General features: G+C 68.8%; 11 protein-coding genes and 3 rRNA genes. 1 reads left to right on the top strand and 13 read right to left on the bottom strand.

The window, feature by feature from the left end:
* Position 1: 1 nt before the first annotated feature.
* The 12 genes from recN to argH all read right to left on the bottom strand — a co-directional run bounded on the left by recN (position 2) and on the right by argH (position 16,694).
* On the bottom strand, positions 2-1,723 hold the full coding sequence (recN, locus tag EDD32_RS12355; RefSeq protein WP_123917905.1) for a DNA repair protein RecN: 1,722 nt from the start codon (positions 1,721-1,723) through the stop codon (positions 2-4).
* A complete protein-coding gene (locus EDD32_RS12350) occupies positions 1,720-2,559 on the bottom strand; it encodes an NAD kinase (protein ID WP_123917903.1) in 840 nt (279 codons plus the stop codon). Before EDD32_RS12350 ends, recN begins: the two co-directional genes overlap by 4 nt.
* A complete protein-coding gene (locus tag EDD32_RS12345) occupies positions 2,556-3,506 on the bottom strand; it encodes a TlyA family RNA methyltransferase (protein WP_123917901.1) in 951 nt (316 codons plus the stop codon). Before EDD32_RS12345 ends, EDD32_RS12350 begins: the two co-directional genes overlap by 4 nt.
* A gap of 1 nt (position 3,507) precedes the next feature.
* Positions 3,508-3,669, bottom strand: a complete 162-nt coding sequence (locus EDD32_RS18850; RefSeq protein ID WP_170175279.1) for a hypothetical protein — start codon at positions 3,667-3,669, stop codon at positions 3,508-3,510.
* Positions 3,670-3,707: 38 nt separating this feature from the next.
* Entirely contained in the window at positions 3,708-4,781 is a 1,074-nt protein-coding gene (locus EDD32_RS12340) for an HAD-IIA family hydrolase (protein ID WP_123917899.1), read from the bottom strand.
* Positions 4,778-5,728, bottom strand: a complete 951-nt coding sequence (locus EDD32_RS18845; RefSeq protein ID WP_211338810.1) for a hypothetical protein — start codon at positions 5,726-5,728, stop codon at positions 4,778-4,780. The genes EDD32_RS12340 and EDD32_RS18845 overlap by 4 nt, the downstream gene beginning before the upstream one ends.
* Positions 5,729-7,103: 1,375 nt before the next feature.
* Positions 7,104-7,220 (bottom strand): 5S ribosomal RNA (gene rrf / locus EDD32_RS12330).
* 140 nt (positions 7,221-7,360) lie between these two features.
* Positions 7,361-10,476, bottom strand: a 23S ribosomal RNA gene (locus EDD32_RS12325).
* Between the two features lie 295 nt (positions 10,477-10,771).
* A 16S ribosomal RNA gene (locus EDD32_RS12320) occupies positions 10,772-12,295 on the bottom strand.
* The 16S, 23S and 5S rRNA genes sit together here, the layout of an rRNA operon.
* A gap of 852 nt (positions 12,296-13,147) precedes the next feature.
* Positions 13,148-14,422: a tyrosine--tRNA ligase gene (tyrS, locus tag EDD32_RS12315; protein ID WP_123917897.1), complete on the bottom strand. Its 1,275-nt coding sequence runs from the start codon at positions 14,420-14,422 to the stop codon at positions 13,148-13,150.
* Positions 14,423-14,550: 128 nt separating this feature from the next.
* Entirely contained in the window at positions 14,551-15,201 is a 651-nt protein-coding gene (locus tag EDD32_RS12310) for a DNA-3-methyladenine glycosylase (protein WP_123917895.1), read from the bottom strand.
* The gene (argH, locus tag EDD32_RS12305) at positions 15,198-16,694 is read right to left on the bottom strand and encodes an argininosuccinate lyase (RefSeq protein WP_123917893.1); all 1,497 of its coding nucleotides are present in this window, start codon (positions 16,692-16,694) and stop codon (positions 15,198-15,200) included. The genes EDD32_RS12310 and argH overlap by 4 nt, the downstream gene beginning before the upstream one ends.
* Before the next feature lie 300 nt (positions 16,695-16,994).
* Here argH and EDD32_RS12300 point away from each other — a divergent pair, with 300 nt between their 5' ends.
* Complete coding sequence (locus EDD32_RS12300; protein WP_123917891.1) at positions 16,995-17,297, top strand: hypothetical protein; 303 nt, start codon at positions 16,995-16,997, stop codon at positions 17,295-17,297.
* Here the strand turns inward: EDD32_RS12300 and EDD32_RS12295 are convergent.
* Complete coding sequence (locus EDD32_RS12295) at positions 17,275-18,606, bottom strand: ISL3 family transposase (RefSeq protein ID WP_425459468.1); 1,332 nt, start codon at positions 18,604-18,606, stop codon at positions 17,275-17,277. The genes EDD32_RS12300 and EDD32_RS12295 overlap by 23 nt on opposite strands.
* Positions 18,607-18,690 lie beyond the last annotated feature (84 nt).

The following is an 18,690-nucleotide window of genomic DNA, read 5'->3' as shown; positions in this document are numbered from 1 at the left end:
CTCATGGTGCCACGGTCGCCCGCTCCAGGAGCTCAGCGGCGTGCCGCAGGGCGGTCTCGGAGTCCTCCTGACCCGAGAGCATCCGGGCCAGCTCCCGCACCCGGTCGGGGCCTTCGACGCTGCTGACGTCGGTGGCGGTCACCACGGCGCCGCCTTCTGTGTCCTTGCTCACCACGAGGTGGCGGTCGGCGAACGCGGCCACCTGCGCCAGGTGGGTGACGACCACCACCTGGGAGCTGCGGGCCAGCAGGGCCAGCCGCCGGCCGACCTCGACGGCGGCCCGGCCACCCACCCCGGCGTCGACCTCGTCGAAGACGAAGGTCCTCGGGTCGGTGGCCTCCTCGGCGGGCGCGGCGGTGGCCAGCGCCACCTCGATGGCCAGCATGACGCGGGAGAGCTCACCGCCGGAGGCACCCTGCCCCAGGGGGCGCGCGGGGGCGCCGGGGTGGGCGGCGAGCAGCAGCTCGACGTCCTCGCCGCCGTGCGGACCGGGCTCGGGCAGCGCGCTGAGGCGCGCGGTGAGGTGGGCGCCCTTCATCGCCAGGCCCGCCAGCTCGGCGTCGACCGACCGGGCGAGGTGCTTCGCCACGGCGCGCCGGGAGTCGGTCAGCGCGGCCGACGCCGCCCCGGTGGCGCGCTCCGCCGCCGCGAGGCGCTCGCGCAGCCGCTCCCCGGTGTCCTCGGGGCCGTCGAGGTAGGCGAGCCGCTCACGGGCCTGGTCCGCCCAGGCCAGGAGCGCGTCGACGTCGGGACCGTGCAGCCGGGTCGCCTCGGCCAGGGCGGCGCGCCGCTCGTGGACGACGGCGAGCCGGGCGGGGTCGGCGTCGAGGGACGTGAGGTAGGACGCGAGCTCGGTGGCGACGTCGGAGACGAGGTAGGCGGCCTCGGCCAGGCGGGCGGCCCAGTCGCCCAGGGCCGGGTCGTCCGCGGCGCCGTGCTCGAGGCTGCGCCGGGCCTCCTCCAGCAGGGCGGCGGCGTCGACCCCGCCCGGGGCACTGTCGTCGGCCCCGGTGAGCGCCTGGTGGGCGCGTCCGGTCGCGGTGCGCAGCTCCTCGACGTGGCCGAGCCGCTGGGCCTCCTCGCGCAGCGCGACGTCCTCGCCCGGCAGGGGGGCGAGGGCGTCGACCTGGTCGAGCCCGGCCCGCAGGCGCGCGATCTCCTCGGCGCGGGCGCCGGCCGAGCGCTCCCACTCGGCGAGCTCGGCGCGGACCGCGACGAGGTCGGCCCAGGCCCGGCGGAAGGTGTCGAGGAGGGCCGCGTGGTCCGCGCCGCCGAACGCGTCGAGCGCGGCACGCTGCTGCGCCGGGGCGCGCAGGCGCAGCTGCTGCGACTGCCCGTGGACGGTGACGAGCTGCTCGCCGATCTCGGCCAGGACGCCCTGGGGCACGGTCCGGCCGCCGAGGTGGGCCCGGGACCTCCCGCCCGCCGGCACGGTACGGGCGACGATGAGGGCGCCGTCGTCGAGCTCGGCGCCTGCCTCCTCCGCCCGGCCGGCGGCCACGCCGTCGGGGGCGACGGTGAAGGTGCCCTCGACGACGGCGCGGTCGGTGCCGGTGCGCACGAGGGCGGGGTCGGCGCGGCCGCCGAGCAGCAGGTCCAGGCTGGTGAGGACCATGGTCTTGCCCGCCCCGGTCTCCCCGGTGATGACGGTGAAGGTCGGGGCGAGGTCGAGCTCCGCGGAGGCGATCACCCCGAGGTTCTCGATGCGGACCTGCTCGATCACGGCACCTCCCGCAGGTTGCGCCACCCCTTGACCGGCAGGTTGAACTTGGCGACGAGCCGGCCCGAGAACGGTGCCTCGGTCAGGCGCGCGAGGCGGACGGGACGCTCGCCGCGGCGCACCTCGATGCGCGAGCCCGAGGGGGCGTCGAGGAGACGCCGGCCGTCGCACCACACCACGGCGTGGGTCTCCTCGTAGGGGAGGATCTCGACCTCGAGGACCGAGCTCGGTCCCACGACCATGGGGCGGGTGAACAGCGCGTGGGCGGCGATGGGGACCAGCAGCAGCGCCTCGACGTCGGGCCAGACCACCGGTCCCCCGCCCGAGAAGGCGTAGGCGGTCGAGCCGGTGGGGGTGGCCAGGATGATGGCGTCGCAGCCGAAGGAGGACAGCCCCCGGCCGTCCACCCCGATCGTGGCGACGACCATGCGGGCCCGCTCCCCCTTCTCCACCGCGGCCTCGTTGACCGCCCAGCTGCGCTGGACCCGCCCGTCCGGGGTCGTGACCTGGACGTCGAGCGTCATCCGCTCCTCGACCGAGTAGTCGCGCGCGACGATGCGCGCCACCACCTCGGGCAGCGCCTCGGGCTCGGCCTCGGCGAGGAACCCCACGTGGCCCAGGTTGACCCCGAGGACAGGGACGTCGTGGTTGCGTGCTTCCTCGGCCGCCCGCAGGATCGTGCCGTCGCCGCCCAGGACGACGACGAGCTCGACCCCCTCGGCGCTGCCGTTGCGGACGGTCTCGATCCCGTGCTCGCGCAGGTCGTCGCTGACGCGGTCCGCCGCGCGGACGGCGTCGTGGCGCCCCTCGTGGCACACGACGAGGATGCGGCGGCTCATGGGCTCTCCTGCTCGGGGGTGGGGGGGTCGAGCGGTTCAGCGGGCGGCGTGGTCCCGCCGGCAGCGGGCGGCGTGGTCCGGTCGGCTCCGGGCGGCGTGGTCCGGTCGGCTCCGGGTGTCCCGCCGGCCCCGGCCGGCCCGGTGCGGACCGCCTCGGCTGCGGCGTCGGCCAGGGCCTGTCCGCTCAGGGCCCGGGGGTGGTCGCGGCGCATCGCCAGAAAGTACTCGACGTTGCCGGACGGACCGGGCAGCGGGCTGGGGACCACGGCCCACGTGTCGAGGCCGACCTCGGCCGCGGCGGCCGCGACGGTGAGGACCGACTCCACGTGCAGGGCGGGGTCGCGCACCACCCCGCCCGAGCCGAGCCGGTCCTTGCCCACCTCGAACTGCGGCTTGACCATGAGGAGGAAGTCCGCGTCCGGGGCGGCCGCCCCCGCCAGGGCAGGCAGGACGAGGGTGAGAGAGATGAACGACATGTCGCCCACGACGAGCTGCGGCGCCGGCGCGACCGCCTCCGGCGTGAGGGTCCGCACGTTGGTGCGGTCCAGCACGCTCACCCGCTCGTCGGTCTGCAGCGACCACGCGAGCTGGCCGTAGCCGACATCGACGGCGACGACGTGGGCGGCGCCGCGGCGCAGCAGCACGTCGGTGAACCCGCCGGTGGAGGCCCCGGCATCGAGGCACCGGCGACCGTCGACGACCGGCGCGTCGGCCCCGAGCGCGTCGAGGGCCCCGGCCAGCTTGTGGGCACCGCGTGAGACGTAGTCCTGGGCGTCCGGCACGTCGACGAGCAGGGCCTGGGCCGGATCGACCTGCCGGGCGGGCTTGGTGACGACCTCGCGGTCGAGCCGGACGTGACCGGCCGCGAGGAGCTCGGCGGCGTGCTGGCGCGATCGGGCCAGACCTCGTCGGACCAGCTCGGCGTCGATGCGTACGCGGCGCGCCACGTCAGCTCTCGGCGCTTCTCAGCCGCGCCGAGAGGTGCGAGTGGATGGCGTCGAAGACGGCGACCTGGTCCGCGAGGGGGAGCTCGTCGATCTCGCTCAGCCTCTCGAGGGGGTCGGCGGCCACCGGACGGGCCGCGGGGAGGTCGGCGGGGGTCACGTCCATCGTCGTCTCCTCTCCGGGTCCTTCAGGCACCGGTCAGGCTATCGCGGCGAGACGACCTCCAGCACGGGCACCCGCTCCGGTGTGAGTACCGTGCCGCCGTCCGCAGCGTCCCAAGCTGCCGCGGTGAGGCAGCGCCAGGCGTCGAGGGAGACCGTCACCGGCTCGGCGTCGGAGTCCAGGTCCAGCGTCCGGTCGCCCACCCGCAGCTCGAGGTGCGGCTCGGAGCCGGCGACCCGGGCCGCCGCCGCGCCGCACCGCCACCACCCCTGGGGGTCGCGGTGGGGTGCTGGGTGGGGCTCGGCGAGGCCGCGAAGGTCGACGGCGAGGAAGCTCGGCCGCTCGTGGGGCTCGGCGAGGACCACCGAACGGGCGTCGCTCACCCCCGTCAGGACGTGGAGCCCGGGGATGCCCGCCGCGCGAGCCCCGGCCAGGTCGGTGTTGAGCCGGTCGCCGACGGCGAGCGGGCGGGTCCCACCCGCGCGCGCCACGGCCTGGTGGAAGATCTCGGCTTCCGGCTTGCCGGCGGACAGCGGCGTCACCCCGGTCGCGTTGACGACCGCTGCGACGAGGGAGCCGTTGCCCACGGCGAAACCCCGCTCCGTGGGCAGGGTGGAGTCGAGGTTGGTGGCGACGTAGCGCGCACCGGCCGCGATGGCATAGGCCGCCTCGGTCAGCTCTGCCCACCCGACCTCGGGCGCGAACCCCTGCGCGACGGCGACGGGGTCGTCCGCTGCGGTGTCCGTCACCCGGAGTCCCGCCTCGAGGAGGGCGGAGCGCAGCCCCGCCCCGCCGACGGCGAGTACGAGCGCGCCCGCCGGGAGGTCCTGCGCCAGGACGGCCGCTGCCGCCTGTGAGGACGTCATGACCTCCTCGGGCTCGGTGGGGATCCCGAGGGAGCTGAGCTGGTCGGCGACCGTCTGGGGCGGCCGGTTGGCATTGTTGGTGACGAAGAGCATCCGCATGCCGAGGTCCCGTGCGGACGCCACCCCCTCGTCCGCGTGCTCGACCGGCTCGGCCCCCCGGTAGCAGACGCCGTCGAGGTCCATGAGGGCGAGGTCGTACTCCTCGGCAAGAGCGCGCGTGCTCGCGAGCAGCCCCGTGGACTCGGTCATCGGCGCTCCTCCTCGTCGATCCCGGTCCCGAGATCGAGCGCCCCCTGCTCGAAGTCCTCGGTCGTGTCGTCGCCCTGGGCGACAGCCGGCTCCAGCTCGGAGTCCGGCGCCGCATCCGACTCGGGCTCAGGCTCCACCTCCGGCTCCGACTCCGACTCCGACTCCGGCTCCGGCTCCACCTCCGGCTCCGGCTCCGGCTCCGACTCCGGCTCCGACTCCGGCTCCGGCTCCGGCTCCGGCTCGGGCTCCGCAGCCGACTCGGGCTCCAGCTCCGGCTCCGAGCCGGCAGTCTCGCCGTCCTCGTCGTCAGCGTGCGTCTCGTCCTCATCGGAGTCCGCGAGGTCGTGGACCACGATCTCTTCCTCCTCGATCGGCTCCGGACCGACCTCGGCACGCAGAACCTGCGCCTCCTCCATTCGGCCGAGCTCGTCGAGGCGCTCCGCCCGCACGAGCGCGAGACGACTCCGGAGGGCAGGGTCCGCCACACGCTCGACAAGCGCCGACTCGAGCACCATGAGTGCCGCTTCGTGCTCGCCGAGGTCAGCGCGTGCGCCGCTCGCCACGATCGCCAGCTCGACACGGTCGTCCTCGGTGAGCTTGCTGACATCCGTCTCCGCGACGATGGCCAGCGCCCGCTCCGGTCGCCCGAGCCCTCGCTCGCAGTCGGCTTCCATCGGCCGATGAGCGTCGATACCGGAAAGCCTTCGCACGGTCCGAAGCTCCCTCAAAGCCTCCGCGTAACGGGCAGTGGCATAAGCGGTCACCGCCACGCCTTCCCGCACGATGTCAACGCGTCCGGCGCGGCGAGCCGCCGCCTGGGCGTGCTCGTACGCGGTCTCCGGATCGGTGTCGAGGAGACGACCCGCCATGACGAGGTGCCTCGCGACGAGCTCGGCATTGGTCTTGCCGAGAGTTCGCAGGCGCGTGCGCGCCGTGCGGTCCATCATCTGCGGAATGACGTCGTCCGGGATGTGCGGCTCCGCAGGTCGGTCCGGCCGCGGGTCGCGACGCGCTGAGTCCTGAGGACCGTCCCGGAACGGACGGCCGTCGGCTCGGTCTCCTGCCGGGCGTCCTCGGTCACCGCTCTCGCGGCGGCCCTGGTATCCACCCTCGCGGGGACCGGCACCCTCACGGCGGCCCTGGTATCCACCCTCGCGCGAACCGGCACCCTCACGGCGCCCCTGGTAGCTACCCTCGCGGGGAGCAGAACTGCGGTAGCCGCCCTCGCGACGGTCCTGGTATCCACCCTCGCGGGGAGCAGAGCCGCGGTAGCCGCCCTCACGACGGTCCTGGTATCCACCCTCGCGCGGGCCCGAGCCCTCACGGCGACCCTGGTACCCACCCTCGCGGGGAGCAGAACTGCGGTAGCCGCCCTCACGACGGTCCTGGTAACCGCCCTCGCGCGGGCCCGAGCCCTCACGGCGACCCTGGTACCCACCCTCGCGGGGAGCAGAACTGCGGTAGCCGCCCTCACGACGGTCCTGGTACCCACCCTCACGGGGACCGGAGCCCTCACGGCGCCCCTGGTATCCACCCTCGCGCGGGCCCGAGCCCTCACGGCGACCCTGGTACCCACCCTCGCGGGGAGCAGAACTGCGGTAGCCGCCCTCGCGACGGTCCTGGTACCCACCCTCACGGGGACCGGAGCCCTCACGGCGACCCTGGTACCCACCCTCGCGGGGAGCAGAACTGCGGTAGCCGCCCTCGCGACGGTCCTGGTACCCACCCTCACGGGGACCGGAGCCCTCACGGCGACCCTGGTAACCACCCTCGCGCGGGCCCGAGCCCTCACGGCGACCCTGGTAACCACCCTCACGCGGGCCGGAGCCCTCACTGCGACCCTGGTAACCGCCCTCACGCGGGCCGGCACCCTCACGGCGACCCTGGTAACCGCCCTCACGCGGGCCGGCACCCTCACGGCGCCCCTGGTAACCGCCCTCACGCGAACCGGCACCCTCACGGCGCCCCTGGTACCCACCCTCGCGGGGAGCAGAACTGCGGTAGCCGCCCTCGCGACGGTCCTGGTACCCACCCTCACGGGGACCGGAGCCTTCGCGGCGCCCCTGGTACCCGCCCTCACGGGACGATCCGGTGCTGGGTCCTTCTCCCCTGCCGGAGCTACGGCCGGCGTCATTTCCACCCGCACCGTCCGAACGGCTGGCACCCGAATACGGCCGCTTACCGCCACCGCGCCGCGGCGACGAACCCTTATCGCGCTCGTTGTCCTCGGTCGCCATGATTGCCTCTATTCCTGATGTGCCGTTGTCCTGCATAAACGCCAAGGAGGCCGCAACATAAAGTTGCGGCCTCCTTGGAATGGGTGTTCGGCGGTGTCCTACTCTCCCACACAGTCTCCCGTGCAGTACCATCGGCGCTGAGGGGCTTAGCTTCCGGGTTCGGAATGGGACCGGGCGTTTCCCCCTCGCTATGACCGCCGTAACTCTGTCGAGTTGTCGCAACCGTTCCGTCACCCCGTGACCACCAGCTGGCCCCCGTGTGGGGGTGTGGTGGGTGGGGTGCCGGGGTGCGTTACCCGGGAACCGTACAGTGGACGCAAGCAGCTGTTTGATGCTTTGTGTTGTGGCAAGTTGTCGGCCAATTAGTACCGGTCAGCTTCACGAGTCGTTAGTCCTCGCTTCCACATCCGGCCTATCAACCCAGTGGTCTGCTGGGGGCCTTCCCAGGACAAGCCTGGTGGAAACCTCATCTTGAAGCAGGCTTCCCGCTTAGATGCTTTCAGCGGTTATCCCTCCCGAACGTAGCCAACCAGCCGTGCTCCTGGCGGAACAACTGGCACACCAGAGGTTCGTCCGTCCCGGTCCTCTCGTACTAGGGACAGCCCTTCTCAAGTTTCCTGCGCGCGCAGCGGATAGGGACCGAACTGTCTCACGACGTTCTAAACCCAGCTCGCGTACCGCTTTAATGGGCGAACAGCCCAACCCTTGGGACCTACTCCAGCCCCAGGATGCGACGAGCCGACATCGAGGTGCCAAACCATGCCGTCGATATGGACTCTTGGGCAAGATCAGCCTGTTATCCCCGGGGTACCTTTTATCCGTTGAGCGACGGCGCTTCCACAAGCCACCGCCGGATCACTAGTTCCGACTTTCGTCCCTGCTCGACCTGTCAGTCTCACAGTCAAGCTCCCTTGTGCACTTGCACTCGACACCTGATTGCCAACCAGGCTGAGGGAACCTTTGAGCGCCTCCGTTACATTTTAGGAGGCAACCGCCCCAGTTAAACTACCCACCAGGCACTGTCCCTGGTCCGGATCACGGACCGAGGTTAGATGTGCAGTACGACCAGAGTGGTATTTCAACGATGACTCCACACTCACTGGCGTGAATGCTTCACAGTCTCCCACCTATCCTACACAAGCCGTACCGAACACCAATACCAAGCTATAGTAAAGGTCCCGGGGTCTTTCCGTCCTGCTGCGCGTAACGAGCATCTTTACTCGTAGTGCAATTTCGCCGAGTTCGCGGTTGAGACAGCGGAGAAGTCGTTACGCCATTCGTGCAGGTCGGAACTTACCCGACAAGGAATTTCGCTACCTTAGGATGGTTATAGTTACCACCGCCGTTTACTGGGGCTTAAATTCTGAGCTTCGCCTTGCGGCTGACCCGTCCTCTTAACCTTCCAGCACCGGGCAGGCGTCAGTCCGTATACATCGTCTTGCGACTTCGCACGGACCTGTGTTTTTAGTAAACAGTCGCTTCTCCCTGGTCTCTGCGGCCCTCAAAGGCTAGCCAGCAAGTGGCTTCACCCCTCAGGCCCCCCTTCTCCCGAAGTTACGGGGGCATTTTGCCGAGTTCCTTAACCACGATTCTCTCGATCGCCTTGGTATACTCTACCTGACCACCTGAGTCGGTTTAGGGTACGGGCGGCTAGTCCCTCGCGTCGAGGCTTTTCTAGGCAGCATAGGATCACCCTACTTCCCCCCTACGGGGTCACTATCGGATCTGAGGCTCATATGGGGTGCGGATTTGCCTGCACCCCGCCCTGCATCCTTAGACGTGCATTGCCATTAAGCACGCGGTGGCTACCTGTCTGCGTCACCCCTGTTAACACGCTTACCTACTACCGGATCGGGTCCCACGCGCCCTCGCCGCCCGGCCCGAAGGCCAGAAGACAAGTTTGGGTGGTCAGCATCACCGGGCTCGGTATGGTCGGTCCTTCGCCGGTACGGGAATATCAACCCGTTGTCCATCGACTACGCCTGTCGGCCTCGCCTTAGGTCCCGACTTACCCAGGGCGGATTAGCCTGGCCCTGGAACCCTTGGTCATTCGGCGGACGGGTTTCTCACCCGTCATTCGCTACTCATGCCTGCATTCTCACTCGTGTGGGATCCACCACTGGGTCACCCCGCAGCTTCACCTCCCACACGACGCTCCCCTACCCATCCACGCCCCTGAACACCCATCAAGTAGGTGCTGGGGTATGCGTGAATGCCACAGCTTCGGCGGTGTGCTTGAGCCCCGCTACATTGTCGGCGCAGAATCACTTGACCAGTGAGCTATTACGCACTCTTTCAAGGGTGGCTGCTTCTAAGCCAACCTCCTGGTTGTCTGTGCAACTCCACATCCTTTCCCACTTAGCACACGCTTGGGGGCCTTAGCTGGTGGTCTGGGCTGTTTCCCTCTCGACTACGAAGCTTATCCCCCGCAGTCTCACTGCCATGCTCTCACTTACCGGCATTCGGAGTTTGGTTGACGTCAGTAACCTTGTAGGGCCCATCGGCCATCCAGTAGCTCTACCTCCGGCAAGAAACACATGACGCTGCACCTAAATGCATTTCGGGGAGAACCAGCTATCACGGAGTTTGATTGGCCTTTCACCCCTACCCACAGGTCATCCCCTCAGTTTTCAACCTAAGTGGGTTCGGTCCTCCACGCGGTCTTACCCGCGCTTCAACCTGCCCATGGGTAGATCACTCCGCTTCGGGTCTAGAGCACGCGACTAAAGACGCCCTATTCGGACTCGCTTTCGCTACGGCTTCCCCACACGGGTTAACCTCGCCACATGCCACTAACTCGCAGGCTCATTCTTCAAAAGGCACGCCGTCACCCCAACCATGGAGGCTCCGACGGATTGTAAGCATCCGGTTTCAGGTACTATTTCACTCCCCTCCCGGGGTACTTTTCACCTTTCCCTCACGGTACTAGTCCGCTATCGGTCACCAGGTAGTATTTAGGCTTACCAAGTGGTCTTGGCAGATTCACACGGGATTTCACGGGCCCCGTGCTACTCGGGATACCTCCAAGGAGGCCGCGATGTTTCGTCTACGGGGGTCTCACCCACTACGCCCGGCCTTCCCAGACCGTTCGACTACACCACGACTTTCTCACTCCACACCGCCCCGGCAGAGACGGTAAGCAGGTCCCACGACCCCGAAGGTGCAACGCCCGCCGGCTATCACACACCCCCGGTTTAGCCTCATCCGCTTTCGCTCGCCACTACTCACGGAATATCTCTTCCTGTGGGTACTGAGATGTTTCACTTCCCCACGTTCCCCCCACACGCCCTATATATTCAGGCGCGGGTAACCAGACATGACTCTGGCCGGGTTTCCCCATTCGGACACCCTCGGATCACAGCTCGTTTGCCAGCTCCCCGAGGCTTATCGCAGGCTACAACGTCCTTCTTCGGCTCCTGGTGCCAAGGCATCCACCGAATGCTCTTAAAAACTTGCCACAAAAGATCAAAGATGCTCGCGTCCACTGTACAGTTCTCAAACAACGCACCAACACCCGCCCGAACCCCCCAACCAACACGGGGGACCGGACCAGGAATGGTCACCAGAAGGCCAGCCACCACACCCACCGGCACAACCGGTCGGCGCGGGCCTGTTCCCTCAGGACCCAACAGCATGCACAAGTCCTTGACGTTCCACCCGTGAGCGAACTGCCCGGTGAACACTCGCCACCGACAGCAGCCACAAACACCCACCCCCCGAACAGGGACGCGGATGCGCTGTGAAGCTCCTTAGAAAGGAGGTGATCCAGCCGCACCTTCCGGTACGGCTACCTTGTTACGACTTCGTCCCAATCGCCAGTCCCACCTTCGACGGCTCCCCCCTACAAGAGGTTGGGCCACCGGCTTCGGGTGTTACCGACTTTCGTGACGTGACGGGCGGTGTGTACAAGGCCCGAGAACGTATTCACCGCAGCGTTGCTGATCTGCGATTACTAGCGACTCCGACTTCATGGGGTCGAGTTGCAGACCCCAATCCGAACTGAGACCGGCTTTTTGGGATTCGCTCCACCTCACGGCATCGCAACCCTTTGTACCGGCCATTGTAGCATGCGTGAAGCCCAAGACATAAGGGGCATGATGATTTGACGTCATCCCCACCTTCCTCCGAGTTGACCCCGGCAGTCTCCCATGAGTCCCCGGCATAACCCGCTGGCAACACAGGACAAGGGTTGCGCTCGTTGCGGGACTTAACCCAACATCTCACGACACGAGCTGACGACAACCATGCACCACCTGTACACCGACCTTGCGGGGCACCCATCTCTGGATGTTTCCGGTGTATGTCAAGCCTTGGTAAGGTTCTTCGCGTTGCATCGAATTAATCCGCATGCTCCGCCGCTTGTGCGGGCCCCCGTCAATTCCTTTGAGTTTTAGCCTTGCGGCCGTACTCCCCAGGCGGGGCACTTAATGCGTTAGCTGCGGCACGGAACCCGTGGAATGGGTCCCACACCTAGTGCCCAACGTTTACGGCATGGACTACCAGGGTATCTAATCCTGTTCGCTCCCCATGCTTTCGCTCCTCAGCGTCAGTAACGGCCCAGAGACCCGCCTTCGCCACCGGTGTTCCTCCTGATATCTGCGCATTCCACCGCTACACCAGGAATTCCAGTCTCCCCTACCGCACTCTAGTCTGCCCGTACCCACTGCAGGCGCGAGGTTAAGCCTCGCGTTTTCACAGCAGACGCGACAAACCGCCTACGAGCTCTTTACGCCCAATAATTCCGGACAACGCTTGCGCCCTACGTATTACCGCGGCTGCTGGCACGTAGTTAGCCGGCGCTTCTTCTGCAGGTACCGTCAACCCGAAGGCCTTCTTCCCTACTGAAAGAGGTTTACAACCCGAAGGCCGTCATCCCTCACGCGGCGTCGCTGCATCAGGCTTGCGCCCATTGTGCAATATTCCCCACTGCTGCCTCCCGTAGGAGTCTGGGCCGTGTCTCAGTCCCAGTGTGGCCGGTCACCCTCTCAGGCCGGCTACCCGTCGTCGCCTTGGTAGGCCATCACCCCACCAACAAGCTGATAAGCCGCGAGCCCATCCCCAACCGATAAATCTTTCCACACACCACCATGCGATAGCGCGTCATATCCGGTATTAGCCACGGTTTCCCGCGGTTATCCCGAAGTCAGGGGCAGGTTGCTCACGTGTTACTCACCCGTTCGCCACTAATCCACCAGCAAGCTGGCATCATCGTTCGACTTGCATGTGTTAAGCACGCCGCCAGCGTTCGTCCTGAGCCAGGATCAAACTCTCCGTTAAAAAACACTCGCCAAACCACACCCAAAAGCGCGGCCGACAAACCATACGAAGAGCACACCCCCAACCCACCAAAGCAGGCCAAGAGCAAACCCATGACTACACACACCCAGACCCAACCGGAGGCCAGGACCAGGCGCGATAACCAAAACAAAACAAAGACCCCAGACACCACAACCAACCCCCCCACCCACGAAAGGCAGGAAGACCAGCCACGACACCCAGAATCAAATGGCATCAAAAACTTGGCACACTGTTGAGTTCTCAAGAAACAGACACACACCACCCAGACCCGAAACAACCCCCGGACCCGAACTGGGGCAACCTCTCAATCCTAACCATCTCGGCCTGACCCGTCAAACTCGCCGCAATCTCTTGCGACCGAGCGGGACGATCCGCCTCGCTGGCACCTGGGTCGTCCGAGGACCGGCAGCTAGCCGGCTCGATCGACTCAGGTTCTCGCGCCTCGGGACCGGCCTGCAGCTCTCTCGAACCGCTTGTCCGTGCTCCCCGTCCGGCGCAGCAAGAAGAACACTACGTCGCCTCACGGAGCAGGTCAACTCCGTACAGCTGCCCCCGGACGGCAGCCTCCGCAACTCTCTGACCTGCCGTTTTGTTACGGACGCACGTGGCAGGCACCGGGGAACCTCTGCTGCTGACGGCTGAGACCTGACCCACAGAAGGCTCTGGGCGCGGCGCCTTGCGCGAGGAGACCTCGCTGCTCCCCTCTCAGTCGATTGAGGGGAGTGCGGGAGGGGGCGAGGCACGTTTCCTGCGGGCCGGCGCACGCACCCGTCGCGCGTCCCTGGAGGATGAACCGTGTCCGGATGGCAGCGCCCGCCGGCTGCGCCGCGGTCAGCCCGCGGACCCGACTGCGGCCACGACCGCCAGGTTGCGCCGTCCCTTGCGGAGAAGCACGTACCCGCCGTCGAGGACGTCACCGGTCGCGAGGACGCGGTCCTCGTCCTCGATCTTCTCGTTGTTCAGGTACGCCCCGCCGCTCGCGATGGTCCGTCGCGCAGCCGAGCGGCCGCCCTCGAGCCCCGTGGCGAGCAGGAGGTCGACCATGGTCGCCTCGCCGACGACCGCCTCCCCGGTCGGCAGCTCCGCGACCGCGTCGCGGAGCGTGACGGCGTCGAGCTCGCGCAGGTCGTCCCGCCCGAAGAGCGCCTGGGACGCTCGGCGGACCCGGTCCGTCGCGTCGGCGCCGTGGACGAGGGTCGTGACGTCTTCCGCGAGGATGCGCTGGGCCTCTCGGGCCTGCGGGCGCGCGGCCACCGCCTCGGCCAGCTCCTCGATCTGCTCCCGCGTCCGGAACGTGAAGACCTTGAGGTAGCGGACCACGTCGGCGTCGTCGGTGTTGAGCCAGAACTGGTAGAACGCGTACGGGCTGAACATCTCCCCGTCGAGCCAGATCGCCCCGCCCTCGGACTTGCCGAACTTGGTGCCGTCGGACTTCGTGATGAGCGGGGTGGTCAGGACGTGGACGCTTCCCCCCTCGGCCTTGTGGATGAGGTCGACGCCGGCGAGGAGGTTGCCCCACTGGTCGTTGCCGCCGGTCTGCAGGGTGCAGCCGTGGCGGCGGTAGAGCTCGAGGAAGTCCATGCCCTGCAGGATCTGGTAGCTGAACTCCGTGAAGGAGATGCCCTCCTCGCTGGCCAGCCGCCTGGCGACGGTGTCCTTGGCGAGCATCGTGCCGAGCCGGAAGTGCTTGCCGACGTCCCGCAGGAAGTCGATGGCCGTCAGCCGGCCGGTCCAGTCGAGGTTGTTGACCATCTGCGCCGCGTGGGGACCGTCGAAGTCGAGGAAGGTCGAGATCTGCCCACGGAGCCGGTCCGTCCAGCCGGCGATGGTGTCCTTGTCGTTGAGGACGCGCTCGCCCGACATGCGGGGGTCGCCGATCATGCCTGTGGCGCCGCCCACCAGGGCGATCGGGTTGTGACCGGCGAGCTGGAGGTGTCGCATGACGACGAGCTGGACGAGGTGACCGTGGTGCAGGCTCGCCGCCGTGGGGTCGAAGCCGCAGTAGTAGGTGATCGGACCCTCGGCCATCGCCGCCCGGAGGGTGGCGATGTCGGTGGACTGGGCCAGCAGGCCCCGCCACTGGAGCTCGTCGAGGATGTCGGTCACGTTCCTGCCTTTCGTCTTCCGGCCCGGCTCCGGGCACGGGGACCAGTGTGCCGTGCCCGGCCACCCGGCCGCGCACCGGCCCACGGGCGGGCCGGGCGGGGGCACCGCGCCGTCGGACGACGCGGACGTCACCGCCGGCGGGGCACCGCGGGTCGGTAGACGGAGACCGTCGGCTCGTTCACGAGGTGGAAGCGCCACGGGAACCGTTGCCCGTCGCCTCCGGGTCCGGCCACGCCCACCCTGGGGCCCGAGCGGACCAGGTCCGCGGCCGCAGGATCGGGACGGAGCTCCGCCCGGCCACCGGGTCGCAGCAGGAGCCCGCTGTCCGCACCGGTGAGCCCGAGCGCCTGGGCGAGACGCGCGGGACCGCGGGCGAGGTCGCGGTCGCTGCGCGCGGCGGGCCGCCGTGACCGGGCGACGTCGTGCCCTGACACGACCTCACCCCCTCGCAGGAGGACGGCGGACGCCGTCCCCTCGGGGCCGCAGACGAGGTTGGCGCACCAGTGCATGCCGTAGGTGAAGTAGACGTAGAGCCGACCGCCCGCCGCAAACATCGGTGCGGTCCGGCTGGTGCGTCCCCGGAAGGCGTGCGATCCCGGGTCCACCTCACCGGAGTACGCCTCGACCTCCGTGAGCCGGACGGCGACCTCCTCGCCCGTGCTGCTCTCCTCCCCCGGACGCCCGCGGACCGTGAGGACCGCCCCGAGGAGCAGCGGGGCGGCCTCGACGGCGGGACGCGCCAGGAGGTCCGTCCACGGCGTCGCCGACGCGTGCGTCACTCCCCCGCCGGCTCCACCGGAGGCTCCGCAGCCCCGGGCGCGTCCCCGCCTGCCCAGCGCCGGAGGTCGGCCGACAGTGCCGCCGCTCGTGCCAGCTGCTCGACCACCCGCACCGGCGCCGTCCCGCCGTGCCCGTCCCGCGAGGCGATCGACCCCTCGACCGTGAGGACGTCCCGCACGCCGGTGGTGAGGTGCTCGCTGATGGCCGTGAGCTCGTCGTCGGTGAGGTCCCACAGCTCCTTGCCCTGCTCCTCGCACTCGCGCACGCAGGCGCCGGCGACCTCGTGCGCGGTGCGGAAGGGCACGCCGGTGCGCACGAGCCACTCGGCGACGTCTGTGGCCAGGGAGAAGCCCTGCGGCGCGAGCTCCGCCAGTCTCGCGGTGTCGAACCTGAGCGTGGCGACCATCCCGGCCACCGCCGGGAGGAGGAGCTCGAGGGTGTCGACGCCGTCGAAGACCGGTTCCTTGTCCTCCTGGAGATCACGGTTGTAGGCCAGCGGCAGCCCCTTGAGGGTGGCGAGGAGACCGGTGAGGTCGCCGATGAGACGACCGGACTTTCCCCGCGCGAGCTCGGCGACATCGGGGTTCTTCTTCTGCGGCATGATGCTCGAGCCGGTGGAGTAGGCGTCGTCGAGACGGACGAAGCCGAACTCCTTCGTCGCCCACAGCACGACCTCCTCGCTCAGGCGGGAGAGGTCCACCCCCGTCATGGCGACGACGAAGGCGAACTCGGCGACGACGTCGCGCGAGGCGGTCCCGTCGATGGAGTTCTCCACCGAGGCGTCGAAGCCGAGCTCCGCGGCGACGGCGTCGGGATCGAGGCCGAGGGAGGAGCCCGCCAGGGCGCCCGAGCCGTACGGGGAGACGGCGGCGCGCGCGTCCCAGTCGAGCCACCGCTGGACGTCGCGCATGAGCGGCCAGGCGTGGGCGAGGAGATGGTGGGCCAGCAGCACCGGCTGGGCGTGCTGGAGGTGCGTGCGCCCGGGCATGACGGCGTCCGGGTGCGCGGCGGCCTGGTCGATGAGGGCGTCGACGACGTCGAGGACTCCGCCGGCGAGCTCCCGCGCGCTGTCGCGCAGGTAGAGCCGAACGAGCGTGGCGATCTGGTCGTTGCGGGAGCGTCCCGCGCGGAGCCGTCCGCCCAGCTCCGGCCCGGCCCGCTCGATGAGGCCGCGCTCGAGGGCGGTGTGGACGTCCTCGTCGTCGGGGCCCGGACGGAAGGAGCCGGCCGCGACGTCGCCGTCGAGGCGGTCGATCGCGTCGACCATGGCCGCCAGGTCGTTCTCGGAGAGGAGCCCCGCCGTGTGCAGCACCCGCGCGTGGGCCCGCGACCCGGCGAGGTCGTAGCGGGCGAGCCGCCAGTCGAAGTGGGTGGAGCGGCTCAGTGCTGCGAGGGCGTCGGCGGGTCCCCCGGCGAAGCGGCCGCCCCACAGGCTGAGGTGCTCCTCGGCTGCAGGCAGGTCGTCGCTCGTGGGCGGGGCGGAGTTGTCCATGGGGCGATCTTGCCGTGCCGGGGCGTCGGGTCGCACATGGCGTCCGTGACGGTGCGCCGTCACCGCGATCAGGCCTGCCCATCGGAATCCGCCCGGAGGTATTTCCGTTCCGGGTCTTCTGGGCGATTCCCAATTGTTCCACGAAGGCCCTTTAACGCATTTCGGGAGGTTAATCCTAGGACTTAGGTCCCTTCCCTGCGTAGACGATTGTCGTGGATCTTGGACCCCACGGCTCGACGACTTGGGGGAAGGCCGCCGCGTCCGAGTGGGGGGGAAATCCCGACTCGGCAGGAGATCGCAATGAAGCATCGGTCAGTCATGGCCGCACTCGTGGCCATCGCCCTCTTACCCCTCGGGGTAGGAACAGTCTCGGCAGCCAGTCCACCAAGCCAGGCGACGTCCGTCGCCACGGCCGGTGTGGACGCCGCCCGCCCCGCCGCCCCTGCGGCAGCCAAGGACGACGCGAAGCGGTACGAGGAAAAGGCCGCCAACGTCCAGGAGAAGATCGAGAAGAAGATCGACCAGGCGGACCGCGACGCCGCGGCCGCCCGCGCCCTCCAGGAGGGTGCCCTCAACCGGCTCATCGGAGAATCGGTGGGGTGAGGCCGCCTCCGACGAGGAGCATCCTGAGTCGGTAGTTGTCCTTGTTGCGGAAGCCGCGGGCGATGCGGCGGTGGAGCTCGATGATCCCGTTCAGGGCCTCGGTGCCGCCGTTGCTGGCGCGGTTGGTGGTGAAGTAGCCGAGGAACTGGGTCTTCCACCGGCGCAGGGTCCGGCCCAGGCGGGCGACCTCGGGGACCGGGCAGGTGTGGAAGGTGGCGACGATGTGCTCGGCGACCTTCCTCGCCTCCGCGAGGTCGGGAAGGTGGTAGACCGAGCGGAGGCGCTGGTAGCACTGCCAGGCCAGGAGGACCTCACCGTCGGGGTCGCCAGCGGGTAGGTCCCGTTCGAGGCGGTCCCACTGCCGGCTGGTGAGCCGGTCCGCGCCGGCGCGCAGGACGTTGCGGACCTTGTACAGCGGGTCGTCCCGGCGGCCGCGGTGGCCGGTGGTGTGCTGCTGGACGCGGCGGCGGACCTCGTCCACGACGTCGACACCGAGCTTGGTGACGTGGAAGGCGTCCAGCACCGCGGCGGCGTCCTCGAGCTCGGCGTCGATGGCGTTCTGGTACCCGCGGAAGGGGTCCAGGGTCGCGACCTTGACCCCGGCGGTGAAGGTAGGCCCGCGGTCCTGGAGCCACTTCTCGTAGACCTTCCCCGACCGGCCTGGCACCAGGTCGAGCAGCTTCGCCCGGGTGCGGCCCGTGGCGTCGCGGGTCAGGTCGACCATCCCGGTCATCTCTTTGGGGCCCTTGTCCTTGATCCGGTGCGGGGTGTGGTGCCACACGTGCTCGTCCACTCCCAAGGCGTTGACGCCGGCGAAGCGGGACTCGTCCTTCGCCATCGCGTCGAGCTCGGGGCGGACGGTGTCCCACAGGGTGTGCCAGTCGACGCCGAGCTGGCGGGCCAGGCCGGCGATGGAGGCGTGCTCGCGGCGCAGCTGTCCGATCGCCCACCGCACCGCCCGGGCGGTCAACTTGGCCCCACCGATGACGAGGTCGGCGACGTCCTCCGAGAACGAGCCGGCCGGGCAGCCCGGGTCCGGGCACACCCAGGTCCGCCGCCGCCACACCACCGTCACGGGCGCGGCGTGGGAGGGGACGTCGTGCAGGACCCGGACCCGCCGGCCGTGCCCGACCGCGACCACACCGCACCGTCGGCACCCCTCGACCCGCGGCGGTGTCTCGACTGTCAGCACCAGACCGGTCTCGGTACGTCGGACGTCTGTCACATGCACGCCCGCGATGCCGAACAGGGTGTCAGTACGCGAGCAGTAGGTGCCGCCGCGAAGGCAGCACGACGTAGGGTGATCCACCGTCGAGGTCCTCTTCGAACAGGTTGCTTGGTCGCTCCTGATCGTGAGGACCTCGACCCCTATTCAGATGGAACTCGTCCCAGT

The organism is Georgenia muralis, assembly GCF_003814705.1.
GTDB lineage: Bacteria > Actinomycetota > Actinomycetes > Actinomycetales > Actinomycetaceae > Georgenia > Georgenia muralis.
Note: the sequence above shows the minus strand (reverse complement) of the source record. Positions and strands in the feature narration are given on the sequence as shown.